An 18,681-nucleotide genomic window follows, 5' to 3' on the forward strand; every position below is an offset into this window, starting at 1 on the left:
ATAAAGACAGCCTGACTGTATTGGTCAGTCAGGTTGTTATTTAAAACAAAGCATCATATAATGAAAAAAATATATTTTACACTAGCCTTTGCCTGTATGGGTATAATGAACATGGAGGCCCAGCAGGATCCACATTATACACAATACATGTATAATATGAATGTGATGAACCCGGCTTATGCAGGTTCGAAGGAAAGCTTGTCAGTAGGCTTGTTGTACAGAGCCCAATGGGTAGATGTCCAAGGTGCTCCAAAAACCGGAACATTGTCGATTCACAGTCCTGTAGGAAACAATGTAGGTTTGGGACTTTCAGCTGTTTCGGATAAAATTGGTCCAGTCGAAGAAAATAATGTCTATGCAGATTTCTCTTATACATTGAATTTAGGTGGGGAACATCGCCTGGCTTTGGGTATTAAAGCTGGAGCTACTTTCCATAAAGTTGGTTTGTTTAGTGACATTGGTAATGGTTTTGTACCGAATCCAAATGATCCCGCTTTTAGCGAAAATATGAGCAATACGTATCTGAATTTTGGTACTGGAGCTTTCTACTACAACGAAAGATTCTATGCGTCTTTATCTGTTCCAAATATGCTAAAAAGCAAACACTTGGATGTTACACAAAATGGTCAAGAATATCAATTTGGTTCTGAAACACAACACTACTTTTTAACGAGTGGTTATGTATTCGATTTATCTGAAAATACAAAATTCAAGCCTTCGTTCATGTTGAAATCGGCTTTCAATGCACCAACTTCTTTGGATGTTTCTGCAAATGTTTTGTTTTTCGAGCGTTTCGAGATTGGGGCTTCCTACCGTCTGGATGATTCTTTTGGAGGTATGATCAATTTTGCTATAACTCCTGGTATCAGATTGGGGTATGCTTATGATCATATCGTTTCAGATTTGAATGTCACAACCCCAGCTTCACATGAGTTTATGCTACTTTTCGACCTGAATTTCGCGAAAAAAGTTTCTATGTCTCCACGATATTTCTAACCACAACCGAGACTTAAAATGAAGAAAATATATATTACAGCAGGCTTGCTTCTCAGTTTGATGACAGGCTACAGCCAAAATAAAAATACCGAAAAGGCCGATAAAATGTTCCAAAGTTATCAATATGTTGGAGCTGTGGAGGAATATTTGAAATTGGCTCAAAACAAGAAAGGCGATGGGTATGTTTACAAGCAATTGGCAGACAGTTATTATAACGTTTTTAATATGGAAGAGGCTTCAAAATGGTATGCAAAAGCAGTCGAAACCAAACAAGATGCCGAAACCTTTTACCGTTATGCACAAACCCTGAGAACTTTAGGCAAATATCCAGATGCTAACAAGCAAATGGACAAATTTGCGTCAATGTCTCCAAACGATCAAAGGGCGAAAGATCATAAAGCCAATCCAAATTATATTCCGAGTCTTACCAACAAGGACAAATTATTTGATGTAAAAGACACTAAAATCAACAGTAAGGATCAGGCAGATTTTGGTGCTGTTTTAGCTAATGATAACACTTTGTATTTTGTAAGTTCAAGAAATACCGGTAAAAAGACCGATAAGTGGATCGATCAGCCTTATCTGGACATCTATCAATCAACTCGTAGCGAAGATGGGACTTTATCTGAACCAAAAGCGGTTGGTGATTTGAACACTCCTTTTCATGACGGACCTATAACCATCAGTGCGGATGGAAATACAATTTATTTTGCACGTGACAGCCACAGTGAAGGTTCATACGAAAAAGATAAAAAAAATAAAGTAAAATTAGGACAGCAAGGTCTTTACAAAGCCACAAAAGTCGATGGAAAATGGACCAATGTTCAAGCTTTGCCCATCAACAGCACCAAATATTCAGTTAGTAATCCGAGTTTGAGCAAGGATGGAAAGGTGTTGTATTTTGCTTCAAATATGCCGGGCGGTTTAGGCGAAACTGATATCTGGAAAATCAGTATAGGAAACAATAATTACGGAAAGCCTGAAAATTTAGGCAACAAAATCAATACTTCAGGTCGTGAAAGTTTTCCAAATATTACTGATGACAACGTGTTATATTTTGCGTCAAGCGGAAGACAAGGCTTCGGAGGATTGGATATTTTTAAAATCGATTTGAATGCAAATGATGAAGTCATCAACCTTGGAAAGCCTGTAAATACTGAGAAAGACGATTTTTCTTTTAGCTTAAATACTTCTAAAAATGTTGGTTATTTTTCATCAAATAGAAGCGGAAAGGATAACATTTATCAAGCTATTCCAGTGTGTGGAGTAGAAGCAATCGCCGTTGTAAAAGACAAAAAAACAGGAAAAGTTTTGGCGGATGCCAAAGTTGCTATTTTGGATAGTAAGCAAAACGTGATTGCCACAAAGCAAAGTAATGCTTCGGGAGAAGTTGCCTACAAAGTTGAATGTGACACCGAATATATTTTGCAAGCTTCCAAAGAAGATTATGATCCATCGACTTCCAATGTTACCAAAACAAAATCAGGAAAAGTAACAATCAATCTTGAATTGGAACCTGTTGAGGTTGTGATTACCGACAAGGAAGTATTGTTGAGTCCTATTTATTTTGAATATAACAAAAGCAATATCACTGCCCAAGGTGCTACTGAATTAGACAAGCTAGTGAAAGTTTTGAATAAAAATCCACAGATGAAAATCTTTGTAAAAGCACATACTGATACTAAAGGTGGTGCTGATTATAACTTGAAACTATCCGACCAACGAGCTCAGGCAACTGTTCAATATGTGATTTCAAAAGGAATTAGCAAGGATAGGATTTCAGGAAAAGGTTTCGGATTTACTGAGCTAAAAGTCAATTGTAAAGAGTGTACAGAAGAGCAAGATGCTCAAAACAGACGTTCGGAATTCCTGATTGTCAAATAAAAATGAATAGTTTTTTTGATTGTTAGGGGTTTATTTTTTTTAGGTTGTTCAAGTCGAGGCGTGTAGCAATATACGTCTTGGCTTTTACTTAAAAAGTAAAAAATATTAGCCTCTCTCAAGTATAAGTTAAATAATTTTTCAATAGCTAATTTTTATGAAAATCATAAAAGTTGGCTATTCCAATTTAAAAAAAGTTGTTGATGAAGATGAAAAAAATAATAGTAATACTCCTATTGTCAATTTGTAATTTTATAGTCGCACAAGAACCAAACGATTGTGTGAATGCTATCGTTATTTGTGGCAATGGAACATTTTCCTCCAATGCAGATGGAATAGGAACAACTCAGGAAGTTTCGGGTTGTGGAGGAATGGAACATAATTCTATTTGGTTGAAAATAAATGTAGTGCAATCTGGTAATTTAGGATTTCATATAAAGCCAAGCGATCCAGATCTGGCAGTAGATTATGATTTTTGGGTATATGGCCCTAACAAAACATGTGATAACCTAGGAAGCCCAATTCGTTGTGCAACTACAAATCCGTTAGCTTCTCAAGCAGCTGGTAATGTGGTTGTCAATAATCATACGGGAATGTATGGAAGTACTACAGCCACAACAGCTGGACCTGGAGCGGCAGGAAATAGTTATGTTAGATGGTTAACTGTTACAGCCGGACAATCCTATTATATTGCCATTGACCGGCCAGAAGGAGACGGTGGTTTTGATCTCGAATGGATAGGATCGGCAACAAATGGAACAGGTGCTTTTGCTCCAGCACCAACAGCCAATGATATTGTAGATATGAGAACGTGTAGTAATACACCCAACATTGGAATTTTTGATTTGAATACTGTTCGACCAGACATCAATCCTGATTTGGTAAACAACACCATAACGTTTCATACCACTTTGGAAAACGCAGTCGATAATGTAGCTCCGCTTGGAAATATCCTCGGAAATTCCTCAAATCCACAGCAAATTTTTGCAAGAGTGACCGATAATGTCACAGGTTGTTCAAGCATTACGGATTTCGAATTAAAAGTTTTTCCAGTTCCAACTGCAACAATTTCTGCCTCCCAAGCCACAATATGTGATGGAAGTGAGGTGGATATCATTTTTACGGGAACTCCCGAAGCTACAATTGATTACACCATAAATGGAGGTACAGTTCAATCCTTGATTCTAGATAATGCAGGAGTTTTCACGCTTCCGCAAATACTTTCCGGATCGACTACCTATACTTTGGTTGCTGCAAAAATCGTCGGGGCTAGCAATATCGTTATTTGTTCACAGGTTTTGAGCGATGAAGTTACAGTTGATGTAACACCAGTCGTTACACCAACTTTCACACAGGTTGCCCCAATTTGTGAAGGCGAAACACTTTTGGCTTTGCCAATGATTTCCAATAATGGAATTGCAGGAACATGGTCGCCAGCATTAGACAACACTGCAACAACAACCTATACTTTTACACCCGATACAGGCGAATGTGGGACAACTACATCAATGGAAATTGCAGTAAACCCAACTCAAATGGCAACATTCAATCAGGTTGCACCAATTTGCGAAGGCGAGATTTTATCGGCTTTGCCTGTAACTTCCATTGAAGGAATTACAGGAACTTGGTCGCCAGCTTTGAATAATACAGCCACAACAACCTATACTTTTACACCAGCTACAGGTCAATGTTCGAATGCTGTAACAATGGAAATTGTGGTGGATCCAACTCAAATTGCAACTTTTAATCAGGTGGCATCCATTTGCGAAGGCGAAACCTTATTGGCTTTGCCCACAACTTCTATCGAAGGAATTATTGGAACTTGGTCGCCAGCCTTGAACAATACGACCACAACGACTTATACTTTTACACCAAATGCAGGTCAATGTGCCAATGCTGTCACGATGGAAATCATTGTCAATCCAACACAGATTGCAACTTTCACGCCAGTTCCTCCAATTTGTCCTGGTGAAACTTTATCGGCTTTGCCAACGACATCTATCGAAGGAGTAACAGGAACTTGGTCGCCAGCTTTGGACAATACAATTACAACTACTTATACTTTTACTCCTGATGCGGGTCAATGTTCTAATGCTGTAACGATGGAAATCGTGGTAAATTCGGCTCAATCGCCTACTTTTACTCAGGTTGATCCAATTTGCGAAGGCGAAATCTTATCGGCTTTGCCCATGACTTCTACTAACGGAATTACAGGAACTTGGTCGCCAGCATTGGACAATACAACTACAACCATTTATACTTTTACACCTGATGCAGGTCAATGTTCGAGTGCAGCTACAATGGAAATCGTGGTGAATCCAGCTCAAGTTGCAACTTTTACACAGGTTGCACCAATTTGCGAAGGCGAAACCTTATCGGCCTTACCAACGACTTCTATTAATGGAATCACTGGAACTTGGTCGCCAGCATTGGATAATATGGTAACAACTACCTATACTTTTACACCAAATCCAGGCCAATGTGCCAATGTTGTTACGATGGAAATCGTGGTGAATCCAGCTCAAATTGTAACTTTTACTCAGGTTGCACCAATTTGCGAAGGCGAAACCTTATCGGCTTTGCCAACAACTTCTACGAATGGTGTTACAGGAACTTGGTCGCCAGCTGTCAATAATTCGGCCACTACAACTTATACTTTTACTCCAGATGCTGGACAATGTTCAAGCAATGTCACGATGCAAATTGTGGTGCATCCTTATCCGATTTTGGCTTCCGATGAATATACGATTTGCAATGCTGATGGTTCGGGTTTTGCAGCATTTGATTTGCAGGGAAACATTCCGGTATTTTTAGGAAGTACACAAAATCAGGCAAGTTTTACGGTTACTTTTTCGAAAGATGCTTCAAATGTAAATCCAATTACAACCAATCCGTATACGAATGAAACTGTAGATTCGGAGATTATTTTTATTACCATCACCAACACTATTTCTGGTTGCAGTATAACCGAACCCATAACTTTGATTGTCGAATCCGGAACTCAAGTTACACAGCCTGCAGCTGTTTTGGTTTGTGATACCGATGGAGAGGATGATGGAATTTCGACTTTTAATCTGGAAGATTTGGAAACCGAAATCTTAAACGGTCAAAATCCAGCCGATTTTAGTATTACCTATCACTTATCTGCCTTTACAGCTGAAACTGGAGCGAATCCGATTGCGAATCCGCAAGTACATCAAAATACTGCTTCGCCCTATTTGCAGACGGTTTATATTCGTGTAAAAAATAATAATCTAGCCAATAATTGTGTCGGCTTAACCGAAGTAAATCTTATTGTTGAACCCATTTTAAAACCAAGAATCATCACAGGTCCTGATAATAACAATACGATTTGTGTCAATTTTTTAACGGGAGAAGTAGAGCGTTCCTTGACGTTATTCAGCTTGATTCAAAGTGCTAGTTATACCTATAAATGGTTTTTGAATGGTGCAGAAATTCCTGGAGCAACTGCTGGAAGTTATGAAATTACAACGGCTTCACCTGGATTATATACTTTGGAAATTATGGATGCTACTTCAACTTCGATTTGTACTCCTGAACCAAGCGAGGTTTTTGAAGTGATTCAATCGGGGAGTGCAGTTGTGATTAGTGTGGAAACAACCACGGCTTTCAATAATCAAAATACGATTACTGTTGTGGTCGAAGGACATGGAGAATATTGGTTCCAGTTGGATTACGGTCCAATAATGGATAACAATGGTATTTTTACAAACGTAAGTGCAGGATTGCATACTGTTCATATTTACGACCGAAAAACAGAAAAGCCTTCATGCGATGCTGTTGTAATTGAAGACATTCGAATCATTGATTATCCTAAATTCTTTACCCCAAATGGAGATGGTTATAATGATACTTGGAACATTGGCGGTTTAAACGAACAACTCAAATCTCAGATTTTTATCTTTGACCGATATGGGAAATTAATTACTGAAATCAAACCTTCGGGCGATGGATGGGACGGAAGTCTTAATGGAGAAAATCTTCCAGCAACTGATTATTGGTTTCTTATTCATTATGAAGAACAAGGAATTGCTAAAGAATTTAAATCGCATTTTGCTTTAAAAAGATAATTCGCTAGATTTTTTTTTCAGACACGAATTCCACTAATTTTCACGAAATATTTGTGAAAATTAGTGGAATTCTTTTTATTGAGACTAAATCTGTACAATCTTTTTTTCTGCATTTTTATCTGAAATTGTTTTTTTAGAAAATTTTAACATCTAATAATTTAATCGTACGAAATTTTTCCTACCTTTGAATTGTCTAATAAAGTAAATGAAAAGTACCATGCAATCTGAACCTACAAAATCCGAATTAGAAATCCTCCAAATCCTTTGGCGTTTTGGACCATCGACTGTTCGTTTTGTAAATGACGAACTGAACGAACAAAAAAGGGCTGTCCAATATTCATCTACCTTAAAATTGATGCAAATCATGACCGAGAAAGGAATGCTTGAAAGCGACAAGTCAAACATGAAACATATTTATAGTCCGACGATTGAAGAGAAAAAAACCAAAGGCTTCCTTCTTGAAAAATTTGTCGATACGATGTACAATGGTTCAAGCAGCAGCTTGATGATGCAACTTCTGGGGAATAAAAAGACTTCGAAACAGGAAATCGAAGAGATCAGAAAGATGCTTGATAAATTAGATAATAGTCAACTTTAAAAATTCAATAATATGTTTAACATCAGCGACACATTATTAAAAGCAATTTCCTGGACACTTGTCCACACGATTTGGCAAGGTTTTATTCTGGCATTTTTGGCAGGAATTGTTGTTTTGATGACAAAAAAAACTACTTCGGTTGTAAGATACAACTTGCTTTCGGGTTTGTTCTTGGTTTTTATTGTAGTCGTTGGTCTGACTTTTAACTATGAATACGGTAACGAAAATGAAGAAAGCGTTACGTCCCTTAATTTTTCAATAGAGCATTTAAAGTCGGTTTGGTCAATCGAAAATGGCACTGTCAAGAATAATCTTTCAACGCTGATTATTGATTTTCTAAATAAAAATGCGAATACAATCGTCTTGATTTGGTTCATCATTTTCTGCATAAAATGTTTCAATATAACGAGTAACCTGAGTCATATTTATAAGATTAGAAACTACCGAAATCAACCTGTTTCTGACTATTGGAAAGAAAAATTGGAGGCTTTAAGTCAAAAAATCAATCTTAATAAACATATCGTTTTGTTGGAATCACAGCTCGTTAAAGTGCCTTCGGTAACTGGTTTTTTCAAGCCGATTATTTTGTTGCCAATTGGGATGCTTTCACAGCTTCCCCTGGATCAAATTGAAGCGATATTGTTGCACGAATTGGCCCATATCAGGAGAAAGGATTATTTTGTAAACCTGCTTCAAAGCTTTGCTGAAATTGTCTTCTTTTTCAATCCAGGTGTACTGTGGTTGTCTTCTTTAATCAAGGAAGAAAGAGAAAATTGTTGTGATGATATCGCGGTTTCGGTGACAAAATGCAAGGCAAAATTTGTACACGCTCTGGTTTCGTTTCAAGAATACAATATGAAGAACAACGAATTGATAATGGGATTTGGAGGAAAGAAAAATCATCTTTTAAACCGTGTGAAACGTATCATCAATAATGATACAAAATCACTTAACGGAATAGAGAAAACGTTTCTCTCAATAGCTGTTTTTGCGGTATTGATCGTAATGTTTGCTTTTGGAAATTCTCAAATCTCAGTTCTAGAAAATCCTTCTGCAGAAAAGAAAATCGAGACTGTAGCTTCAGAAGAAATTACAACAAGCTATGATTCCACAACCAATTTGAAAGAAGTAACTAAGGTTACGGAAACTACAGAAACTACTACTGCAACAACTGCGAAAAGTGAATATTGCGAAATTGTAGCTCCTAAACCAGATGTAATGACGGAAGCAGAAGCACAAGCCATATCTGAAATTGATGCAAGAAATGCAGCAATAAAAAGTGAAGAAGCTGAAATAAAAAAGCTTCAAACAGAAAAAATCAGGCAGGAAATGGAGAAAAAACATTCGGTTGCAAAGAAAAGCTCGACAATAACCACCTGCGAAACAATATCGGTTACTGATAATAAGAAACAAGAAAAGGAAAGAATCGTGATTACAGCCGACAAGGTTTGGGAATCTCCAGAAAAAATGGCTCAAGCAATAATCAATGATTTGACTGCTGAAAAGATAATTTCGGTAACGGTGAATTTATCCTATAATCTTTCGGACACAAAGCTTATTGTGAATGGAAAAGTACAATCCGATACTGTTCATAAGAAGTTCAAGCAAAAATACCTAAAGCAGATACAGGAAAAACATCTTGTTTCGGATAAAATTTCAATTGTCTATAATTATGATGTTTCAAATCTTGTAGCCTGTAACTAATCTATTATTATTCGACTAATCAACGAATAAACAATCAAACAAAAAAAATCACACGAGCGTCAGCGAACTGGCGAAGCAATCATCAATCAAATCACGAACAATCAATGCATTATTTATCCAAACTTCTATTACTGTACTTTTTAGTGCTGTGTACAACTTTTTTACAAGCACAAACCAATGGAAAAATCACTGGGAGTATAAAAGCTTCCAACAATGATCCATTAGAAATCGTATTAATCACACTGGTTTCTGCTTCAGACAATTCCTTAATCAAGAGTACTTTTCCAGAAGCCAATGGCAACTTTGAATTCGCCAATCTTTCAGATAACAGCTACCTTGTTGTAATTGATAATTTGGGTTATAAAACCTATCAATCTCAACCTATTGCGATTTTGCAAAACACGGTTATTTTACCTGTTATCGAGTTGCAAGTTGAAGCTATCAACAAGCTGGATGAAGTCGTTATCGAAAAGAAGAAGGCATTTGTAGAAAATAAAATCGATCGAACGGTTGTCAATGTTGACGCGATGATGTCGGTTGCAGGATCAGATGCCATGGATGTTTTGGAGAAATCGCCTGGCATCATCATTGACCAAAACGGCACAATTACCTTCAAAGGGAAAAGCGGTGTCCAAGTATTTATAGACGACAAACCCACTTATCTTTCAGGTGCCGAATTGGAGGCTTATCTAAAATCACTTCCAGCTTCAACCCTCAACCAGATTGAATTGATGACCAATCCGCCAGCAAAATATGACGCTGCCGGAAGTGCGGGAATCATTAACATCAAAACCAAGAAAAGCAATGCAAGAGGTTTCAATGGGAGCTTTTCATCTCGCGTTTCGCAAGGAAAACGAATGGTAAACCGCAACAGTTTGAACTTGAATTATACGGATGGAAAAATCCGACTGTATGGAAATGTGAGTTATGCAAAGCAGCAATCAGTGACGGATTTATATATTTTCAGAAGGTATAAAAATGAAGATTTAACGACCAAAACGCTATTCGACCAGAACAGTTTGATGGAAGGCGAGAATAAGAATGCCAATGCCAAGATTGGTTTGGATTTTTATGCTTCGGAGAAAACTACTTTGGGTATCAGCTTGAATGGATTTACACGTTCTGGTTTCAATACTTCGGATGTTAGCAGTATGCTTTCAAATGCAGCTGGAGTTATAGATTCTACCATAATTGCTGATAATAGAACGGATAATAAATTTAGAAACGGTGGCGTTACCCTAAACTACAGCCGTGATTTTGATGAAGGAAAAAGGCTTACCGCCGATGCCGATTTTTTGACCTATTCAGATAAAACCGATCAGCGTTTCCGAAATTACATCTATCAGCCCGATAATACCTTGAGCAACAGTGACGAATTGGTCGGAAAACTTCCGTCAAAGATTTCAATATATTCCTTTAAAACCGATTATTCGCATCCGCTAAAAAACGAAGGATTGTTAGAAGGTGGATATAAAATCAGTTACTCTGAAACCGATAATGTGGCAGATTATGCCGACATTATTGGTGGCGAAGCGGTACCAAATTATGACACTAGCAACCATTTTCAATACAGCGAAATCATCAATGCGGCTTATTTGAATTTCAATAAAAGCTACAAGAGGTTTTCATTCCAGACAGGTTTGCGTCTTGAAACGACTATTTCTAAAGGAAATCAGTTGGGGAATATCATGAAACCAGCTTCGCAATTCAAGCGTGATTATACCAATCTTTTTCCGACGGTTTATGTGATGTATAAATTGGATTCTATCGGCGATAATCAGTTGGTTGTGAATTATGGAAAACGTATCAACCGACCGTATTATCAGGACTTGAACCCGTTTTTGAGTCCGCTTGATAAGTTTACTTTCTACTCAGGAAATCCGTACTTGAATCCGTCATTTGGACATAATGTAGAACTTTCCTATCGTTACAAAGGGATTTTTAGTACAGCTTTAACCTACGGAAAAACAAAAGATGACATCAACGAAACCATCGAGATCAACGACGGAATCTATTACAGCCGTCCAGGAAATATTGGCAAGAGCCAATTCTTGAGCTGGACTGTACAATCGGATTTTGAAGTGACCAATTGGCTTACAACGAGTTTGTTTAGCGAAGTAGCCCACATGGATTTCAGGAGTGAATTATACACAGAAGGATTGCATTCCTTTGGAACGTTCTTCCATTTTTCTTCCAATAATCGGTTCAAGATTGATAAAAAATGGTCGGCTGAATTGAGTGGAAGGTATACATCTGAAATGACTTCTTCCCAATTTACACTTGGTGAAAATGCAAGCATCAACATTGGCATCCAAAGAAAAGTATTTGGCGATAGGGGAACGTTACGTCTCAATGCAAACGACATCTTTTATATGGGTATCCGAAATGGTGTCATCAATAACTTGAAATTGACCGATGCTACTTGGAAAAATAAACCTGATAGCCGTTTTGTAGCCTTGACTTTTACGTATTCTTTTGGTAAAGCCTTCCAAGCAAAATCAGAAGAACGTTCAGGAGCCGAAAGTGAACAAGGCCGTGTAAAAGGGTAATAAAACATTTTTTATTTAAACCATTAAGGTATTAAGAGTAGTTAAGCTTAACCTTAACTACTCTTAATACCTTAATGGTTTATAAAATGAAGAGAAAAAGTTTTTTTATTTTTTATATAGAAAGCACCCTAGTTCAGAATTTTGTAAATTTGCCCCTCATTCAATTATACAGATCATGATGTTACGTCTTCAATTGCCAACCGACCCAAGATGGGTGAACATTGTAGAGAAAAATATAGAAGAAATCTTGACGGACCATGCTTGGTGCGAACAAAAAGCGGCTTCTAACGCGATTACTATTATCACCATCAACTCTGAATATCCAGATTTGGTTACCGATATGTTGGCTCTTGCCAAAGAAGAAATCGAGCATTTCGAGATGGTGCACGAGATCATCAAGAAACGCGGATTGAAACTCGGTCGTGAAAGAAAAGACGAATATGTTGGCGAACTCGCTCAATACATGAAACGAAGCAATACAGGAAGTAGAGTTTCGGGTTTTGTAGAACGGATGCTTTTTTCGGCCATGATCGAAGCCAGAAGTTGCGAACGTTTCAAGGTACTTTCGGAGAACATCAACGATGAGGAATTGTCTAAATTCTATTGGGAACTGATGGAAAGCGAAGCAGGTCACTATACCACTTTTATTACCTACGCCAGAAAATACGGTCACGGAATTGACGTTGAGAAACGCTGGAGAGAATGGCTGGAGTTTGAGGCTTCGGTGATTGCGAAATATGGAAAATCGGAGACTATTCACGGGTAGTTTAGTGATCAGTGTTCAGTGATCAGTTAGCAACTTTGTCTTAAACTCAAATCTTACTACTTCTATGATTTCCATCATCCCTGCATCTCCATCTGATTTTTCAACCATTAAAGCCTTGGCGTATGCCATTTGGCCAGACACTTATGGTGCGATATTGTCACAAGAACAGCTTGAGTATATGCTGGGTGCGTTTTATTCGGAGGAGGCTTTGCTGGATAATTATTTGGAGAAAGGACATCGGTTTTTGTTGGTAAAGGAGGACGAAACGGTTTTGGGTTTTGCTTCGTATGAACATCTGTATAAGGAAACGAATACCACCCGAATCCATAAAATCTATCTCTTGCCGGAAACGCAGGGAAGGGGATTGGGCAAGCTTTTGATCCAGGAAATCGAGAAGATTGCCTTGGAGAATCATGCCGATAAGCTTTCGCTAAACGTAAACAGGTTTAATAAAGCAAAAGATTTTTATACGAAGATTGGTTTTGAAATAGTAGGAGAGGAAGACATTGAATTGGAATATGGGTATTTGATGGAGGATTATATTATGGAAAAACAGTTGATTAAGTAAACACAGATTTCACAGATTTCACAGATTTCATAGATTTGTAATTAAAAAGTATAGACACAAATTCCACGAATTTTCACTAATTCTGAATTTAAAAAAATAAAAAATAGCAATAAAAAATAAATAATATCCTTATTGCACGATAATGTCGTGTTTGGAGAGCAGTCCTTTCAGTCCGTCGATTGAAAAGACTGCTTTTTTGATTTTAGTCTTTTCGGGGTCGATGGTGTAGTTATAGCTGGTGCTGAAATCGGCCTTGTTGGCGATGGCCTTTGCAAACTCCGAACGGTAGAGGTCACAACGGTCGAAGAGGACTTCGGTGAGGTCGGTTGCCATGAAGTCCAGGGCAATCATGCTGCAATTGGTGAAGGTTGTTCCCTTGATTTTTAGCGTATAGAATTTGGAGAAATCCAATATACAATCCTTAAAATGGATCTCGAAGATGAGCTTGTCACACATGGCAAAGTTAACATCCTTGATTTTACACTTGTTGAAATAGACAGTTCGAAAGGCGACATAATTGATTTTGGCACTATTGAAATTGCAGTTGTTAAAGGTGCAATCGATAAACGTAACCCCCACAAAAGTACAAGCCGTGAAATCACAATGCTCAAAAACGCAACCTTCAAAATCAGTGTGGTCGATGGTGTCCTTGGTGTAGGTAATCTTGGTGTAGGTTTGCTCTAGTTCGTACTTTGGCATTTTGGTGGTGTGTTTCGAGGGGTAAAGGTAGGATTTTTTTTTGGGTGCAAGGTTTTAGGTTTTGGGAGTAGGGTTTTAGGTTTTCGGAGGATTGGGAAGTTCTTTGGGAGCTTCAGAAAGGTTGGCGGTTTCTTTATTTGAATGGGGCTATTCTTTACTTATTGTATTTTTTTTCATTAAATCAAAAACCCGTATTTATACGTATTGCATCGTGTAGATTTTCTTCATAGTATTGTTAAATCAAAAACAATTAAAACAAAATTATTATGAAAAAGTACATTTTAAAAGCATTGGTTTGCTGTTTTTTTGCCTTATTAGGTTGTGAAGCCGAAAAAGATTTTATTGAAAATTCAGATAATGAACAGAAATACAAACTCAATAAAATTAGCTTCGCTGAATTTAAATCCAATCAAAATGCATTTCAAAAGCTAAAAGAAACCTCGTCTAAAAAAAATACCGGTCTACAATATAAAGGTGTTTACAATGAAGATTATGGTGTTTTTATAGACACCACTACCATTATGGTTATTGAAAATGGAGAAAAACACTCCATTACTTTTCAAATTTTAGATGAAGAAGTTTCAAACAAAATAGAAAACCTAGTACTCAGTTCAAAAGAAAATGGCGAATATATTGCTCATATAACAAAATATTTGTTGACCGAAGAAGAAATGCAAGCTCTTAAAGAAGGACAAACAATAGGAGATAAATATCCAGCCACAATAACAAAGGTTGAAAATAATTCAACCGTAAATGTAAGCCAAGCCGATGGATGTGTCCATTATTATTATGAAACAAGTTCTTATTGCAGACATTCGAACGGCGAAGTAATAGTATCTGGTGGCTATCTGGGTGATGGTTGCGTAGGGACTAGCTGGACAATAACCACTTTAATAATCGATATAAGCCCTGGATGTGGAGGTAACTCTCCCGGGAGTGGTTATGGAGGGCCTTCTAGTGGAGATGGTGGAGATGTAGGAGGAGGAGGCTCATCAGGAAGTTCGCCAGGGAGTTCAGGAAATCCTCCTAATGATAATGGTAACGAAAGCAACCCTGGACACGATGATCCTGTGTTTACTACTCCGGTTTTAGATGGTAATGCTTCTAAAAATTTTGTTCTCGGATTGTCTGCCGAACAAAGAGATTGGTGGGATAATGAAGCACCTGAGCAAGTAAAAACGGATATCAAAAATTATATTGATCAACACCCGAATAAAGAAGTGGCATTTAAATTTGCAGAGGAAATGATAAATGCAGCAATTGCTAATTTAGCAATTAGCTTTTCTCCTTTTTTTAAATATCCTGTTGGAAGTAATTACAAAATACTTTATCCAGAATTGACATATTTGGTACAAGAATATGTTCCAACACTAAAAGATGATGCAACAATAATAAACACAATAACATCGTTGACTAATTTAAGTAGCGATGAGGTAAAGAAAAATTTGATTTGAGGAAGTGGGGCTGAAATAAATATTGTTCAATTAGGAACTAACCCGAGTGGTTTACAATATAAAGGTAAATTCAATCCTAGTGAACCTAATAAAATTTTTATAGATATTGATTTAGTAAATCAGTTAGAAAACATGCCCGAAGGAGAAGGAAGAGGTATGTTAAGACGACTTATTGTCTATAGTGTTTTGCTGCATGAGCTTGTTCATTATGCAGATTATGATGCTGATGGAATAATGGCTTCTGAAGAATTAGGAGATCTTTTTGAAGAAATAGTAGGAAATGGATGGGTTCTAGAATTCGTTGTTGACGAAAATGGAAATGAAACGAATGAAATAGTATTTATCAAAGTAAATTAAAATAGTAAATTAAATTTTATGAAATCATATTTTATAATCTTGCTGTTTTTCATAGTTTTGAAAATTACAGCACAAGAAAAATTATACGATTATTCAACTCCTCTTGATTGTGAGGTAATTAAAAATGGTATTATTGATAGTGAACTTTATAGTATTATTGATGGAAGATTTTTTTTTAATGAAAATTATGATAAGTCGAATATCTATAAAGTTACAATCAATGAAAAAAAAGTTTATTATATATCAAAGAATTTAAAAAAGAGAATAAAGAAAATAATACGAAAAGAGAAATGTAATTTTATTAAGATTGAAAAGAATGGAACTGAAAGGAACATCAAAATAATTAGAGACTAGTTTTTCGTAAAGTGCTTTCTGTATTAAAACACCTATTGATCTATAAAGTGCCGCTCTCGGGAGGCACTTTTTTGTTTTATAAACAAATGAGGTTGTGCAGAGAGCTGCAAAATCAGGAAGTGCTTTTCATATGAATGAAGCATTAAATGGCATATCTTTGAGTACGGCTGTTCATAATGGTAGCCAGGGTGCTTATGATGGAAAGATTTTTGCTAAATTAAATAGTTTTATTAATCTCAATCCTAATGCTACCCCAACTCAATGTTATAATGAATTAATGGATATAATTTCAGATGCAAAACAAGCTATAATTAACAATCCGAATGTGCATCTAAATAATTTAAATTTTTAATCTATGAAATATTATAGAATCCGATTTACTTTAAACCCAAAATTTCGTGGCTCAAACGATTATATAAAAGATTATAAATTAAAAATACCAAATAATAAATTGTATTGGGAAGAACCCAAATTTATTGGAAGTGTCAGAAACGAAAAAATTGATTTTCAGCCTTATCTTTTGGATATAGAACTTTTTGCTAGTGCAAAAGTCAACGATTTGATCATGGATGGTGGTCCAGTCTCAATGAAATTAATACTTAGTGGCAGATTAAAAGAAATTATTGAGAGTCGTAGGAAAACTGGGATGCAATTTTTTGATATCAATATATTAAAAAAAGACATTGTCTATAATAATTTTTGGTTATTGAATATGTATGAATTTAATCAAGATTATATTGATCTTAAGAATAGTGAAATAATCCACAGAAAGAAAAAAGATGGAGGAGGTACAATACCTATTCAATTAAATATCGAAAGTATAATTGACTTTGAAAATGCAATAGAGAAAGCAAGAGAAAAGTTAGAAATTATTACTATAGAAAAACTACAGTTGAACGATGTCAAAGAAGATTTTTTTATTCTGAATTATGTAGATGGAGGCATCGGGTACTTAGTGTCAGAAACCCTTAAACAAGAAATAGAAGATGCCGGTTGTACCGGCATCGAATTTCAGCCAACAGAATTGAGTTATAACGAATGGATAGCCCCGGGAGGCGAAAGAGAAAAAGTATATGGAAAATTATAGCGATACACCATTGGAAGATTGGATGAATGACGATCCAGAGCTTTTAGAATTATTAAAAGAAATTGATTTGCAAGGTGAAACTGAGATTGAAAGAGCAGAAATCGCTTTTCACAAATTGGCAGAAAAATATAATTTACTAAAATTTCCGAGTGATACAATTGAGTTAGAAACACAAGAATCAGAAAACTTTGATTTTCAAGATTCCACATCAATGTATGAGGCATTAGGTAAAATAAAATTTGCAAATCCTGATCCTGTCAATATAAAGTCAAATGTTCTCTTGGCAGCCTATTTAATCAAGAACGGCTTTGAACCCCTCATTGATGAAGAAGTGGACGAATATCTAGGAGGAGATGAATTAGCAGGATTAGGTTTTAAAGGTGAAGGAATAGATGTAGAGATGATTCCTATTAGGGCAGGTGAAAGTTGGTTTGACAAGGGTTGTACTTTATTTATCAAAGAAGAGTAGGAGAAAACGATATGATAAACTATTAAAATCGCACTATGAAAAAAAATATTATTCTGATATGCTTATTTATAGCATCAGTAGCTTATAGTCAAAATAGTGTAATTGTTCCCAAAAAAGGAAAGGTTACTTTTGGTAGACAAGAAAGCATTACTGATGAATTGCAATATAAGGAATCGGTGAAAGCTTTTTTGTCAGAGGCAACAAAATCAGTAGTCAGAGAAAAGGAAGATATGGATGAGCCTATTGATTCTTCAAAGGTTGAAAGCGTTTTGAAAATGTTGAATGATCAAAGTACTTTAGATTTTCTTGTTAGTGAATTTATGAAGATAGAAGATGATATGAGTGTTAAATTTCATCATATCTATAGTGATGAAACGATCTACGAGTATGTTTCCTCATTTGATTTTCCTACCAAAGATTATTATCTGGTTATAAATACTAAATCGTCTCTGATAAAGAGTATAGACAATGATTCTATTACAGTATTGGCAGAAAATAAACCCTACGAATATTCTAAGGATGAAATTATTAGAGTAGAAGAGTTTAGAAATGAAACTAAAGAGATTTATGGATTTAAATGTTTCAAAGTAATTTTAGAATTCAAATCAGGACAAGATATTAATGAAGATGAGGATTTTATCTCTTTAATGAATTCTAAGAAACAAACAAAGGAACTATGGGTAACCGAAAGTATAAAATCTCTTTATCATCCGGTATTAAAATACAAAGCTGTACTTGAAAAATATTATCCATTAGAAGTATCTGAGTTTAGCGAAGTTATGAATGGTCATAAAATTGTATATACAATTACCGAGTTTGATTTAAATAGGTAGCAATTATTACCTATGGTACCAATCTTTACAAGGTGAATACCATTTCTTTAAGTTTATAAAAGGAAAAACCAACAGCAAAACCCATTAAGTCAAGAATAAAATTCATTTAACCCACAGCAAGATTCAAAAAATCCGCTGTAAACTTCAAAAAGTCCGTAATAAATCTCCAATATGGAGTTATGAATATCAATTAGTTCAAAGTCAATCTCGATAAGTTTACCACAAGTATCGATTATTTTGTCTTAAGTATGAATAAGTTTGCAATGAGTGTCAAT

General features: G+C 36.0%; 16 protein-coding genes. 15 read left to right on the top strand and 1 reads right to left on the bottom strand.

From position 1 onward, the window contains the following. Positions 1-60: 60 nt before the first annotated feature. From G508_RS0111235 to G508_RS0111275, 8 genes are all read left to right on the top strand, one after another. Entirely contained in the window at positions 61-996 is a 936-nt protein-coding gene (locus tag G508_RS0111235; protein ID WP_026705411.1) for a PorP/SprF family type IX secretion system membrane protein, read from the top strand. Between the two features lie 18 nt (positions 997-1,014). Next, a complete protein-coding gene (locus G508_RS0111240) occupies positions 1,015-2,880 on the top strand; it encodes an OmpA family protein (protein ID WP_026705412.1) in 1,866 nt (621 codons plus the stop codon). A 206-nt stretch (positions 2,881-3,086) separates the two neighbouring features. Beyond that, complete coding sequence (locus tag G508_RS18910; RefSeq protein WP_157485989.1) at positions 3,087-6,968, top strand: T9SS type B sorting domain-containing protein; 3,882 nt, start codon at positions 3,087-3,089, stop codon at positions 6,966-6,968. A 205-nt stretch (positions 6,969-7,173) separates the two neighbouring features. After that, the gene (locus tag G508_RS0111255) at positions 7,174-7,566 is read left to right on the top strand and encodes a BlaI/MecI/CopY family transcriptional regulator (RefSeq protein WP_026705413.1); all 393 of its coding nucleotides are present in this window, start codon (positions 7,174-7,176) and stop codon (positions 7,564-7,566) included. Between the two features lie 12 nt (positions 7,567-7,578). Then, on the top strand, positions 7,579-9,270 hold the full coding sequence (locus tag G508_RS0111260; protein WP_026705414.1) for a M56 family metallopeptidase: 1,692 nt from the start codon (positions 7,579-7,581) through the stop codon (positions 9,268-9,270). 104 nt (positions 9,271-9,374) lie between these two features. Next, positions 9,375-11,819: an outer membrane beta-barrel family protein gene (locus G508_RS18915; protein ID WP_084625966.1), complete on the top strand. Its 2,445-nt coding sequence runs from the start codon at positions 9,375-9,377 to the stop codon at positions 11,817-11,819. 178 nt (positions 11,820-11,997) lie between these two features. Next, the gene (gene miaE / locus G508_RS0111270; protein WP_026705415.1) at positions 11,998-12,585 is read left to right on the top strand and encodes a tRNA-(ms[2]io[6]A)-hydroxylase; all 588 of its coding nucleotides are present in this window, start codon (positions 11,998-12,000) and stop codon (positions 12,583-12,585) included. Positions 12,586-12,649: 64 nt separating this feature from the next. Then, positions 12,650-13,153, top strand: coding sequence for a GNAT family N-acetyltransferase (locus G508_RS0111275; protein ID WP_026705416.1), 504 nt, complete (start codon positions 12,650-12,652; stop codon positions 13,151-13,153). Between the two features lie 129 nt (positions 13,154-13,282). Here G508_RS0111275 and G508_RS0111280 read toward each other — a convergent pair whose 3' ends face one another. Continuing rightward, complete coding sequence (locus tag G508_RS0111280; RefSeq protein ID WP_026705417.1) at positions 13,283-13,852, bottom strand: pentapeptide repeat-containing protein; 570 nt, start codon at positions 13,850-13,852, stop codon at positions 13,283-13,285. Between the two features lie 266 nt (positions 13,853-14,118). On the opposite strand from G508_RS0111280, the gene G508_RS0111285 reads away from it, so the two are divergent. From G508_RS0111285 to G508_RS0111315, 7 genes are all read left to right on the top strand, one after another. After that, positions 14,119-15,306 (top strand): hypothetical protein, encoded by a 1,188-nt coding sequence (locus G508_RS0111285; RefSeq protein ID WP_026705418.1) that lies wholly within the window; start codon positions 14,119-14,121, stop codon positions 15,304-15,306. Positions 15,307-15,321: 15 nt separating this feature from the next. After that, positions 15,322-15,663 carry a hypothetical protein gene (locus G508_RS0111290; protein ID WP_157485993.1) on the top strand — a complete coding sequence of 114 codons (342 nt, stop codon included), beginning with the start codon at positions 15,322-15,324 and terminating at the stop codon, positions 15,661-15,663. 18 nt (positions 15,664-15,681) lie between these two features. After that, positions 15,682-16,017 (top strand): hypothetical protein, encoded by a 336-nt coding sequence (locus G508_RS0111295; protein WP_026705420.1) that lies wholly within the window; start codon positions 15,682-15,684, stop codon positions 16,015-16,017. 94 nt (positions 16,018-16,111) lie between these two features. Then, positions 16,112-16,369, top strand: coding sequence for a hypothetical protein (locus G508_RS0111300; protein WP_026705421.1), 258 nt, complete (start codon positions 16,112-16,114; stop codon positions 16,367-16,369). 3 nt (positions 16,370-16,372) lie between these two features. Next, on the top strand, positions 16,373-17,104 hold the full coding sequence (locus G508_RS0111305) for an imm11 family protein (RefSeq protein ID WP_026705422.1): 732 nt from the start codon (positions 16,373-16,375) through the stop codon (positions 17,102-17,104). Beyond that, entirely contained in the window at positions 17,091-17,573 is a 483-nt protein-coding gene (locus tag G508_RS0111310) for a hypothetical protein (RefSeq protein WP_026705423.1), read from the top strand. Before G508_RS0111305 ends, G508_RS0111310 begins: the two co-directional genes overlap by 14 nt. A gap of 35 nt (positions 17,574-17,608) precedes the next feature. After that, positions 17,609-18,406 carry a hypothetical protein gene (locus tag G508_RS0111315; RefSeq protein ID WP_026705424.1) on the top strand — a complete coding sequence of 266 codons (798 nt, stop codon included), beginning with the start codon at positions 17,609-17,611 and terminating at the stop codon, positions 18,404-18,406. Positions 18,407-18,681 lie beyond the last annotated feature (275 nt).

Source organism: Flavobacterium soli DSM 19725, from assembly GCF_000422705.1.
Lineage (GTDB): Bacteria > Bacteroidota > Bacteroidia > Flavobacteriales > Flavobacteriaceae > Flavobacterium > Flavobacterium soli.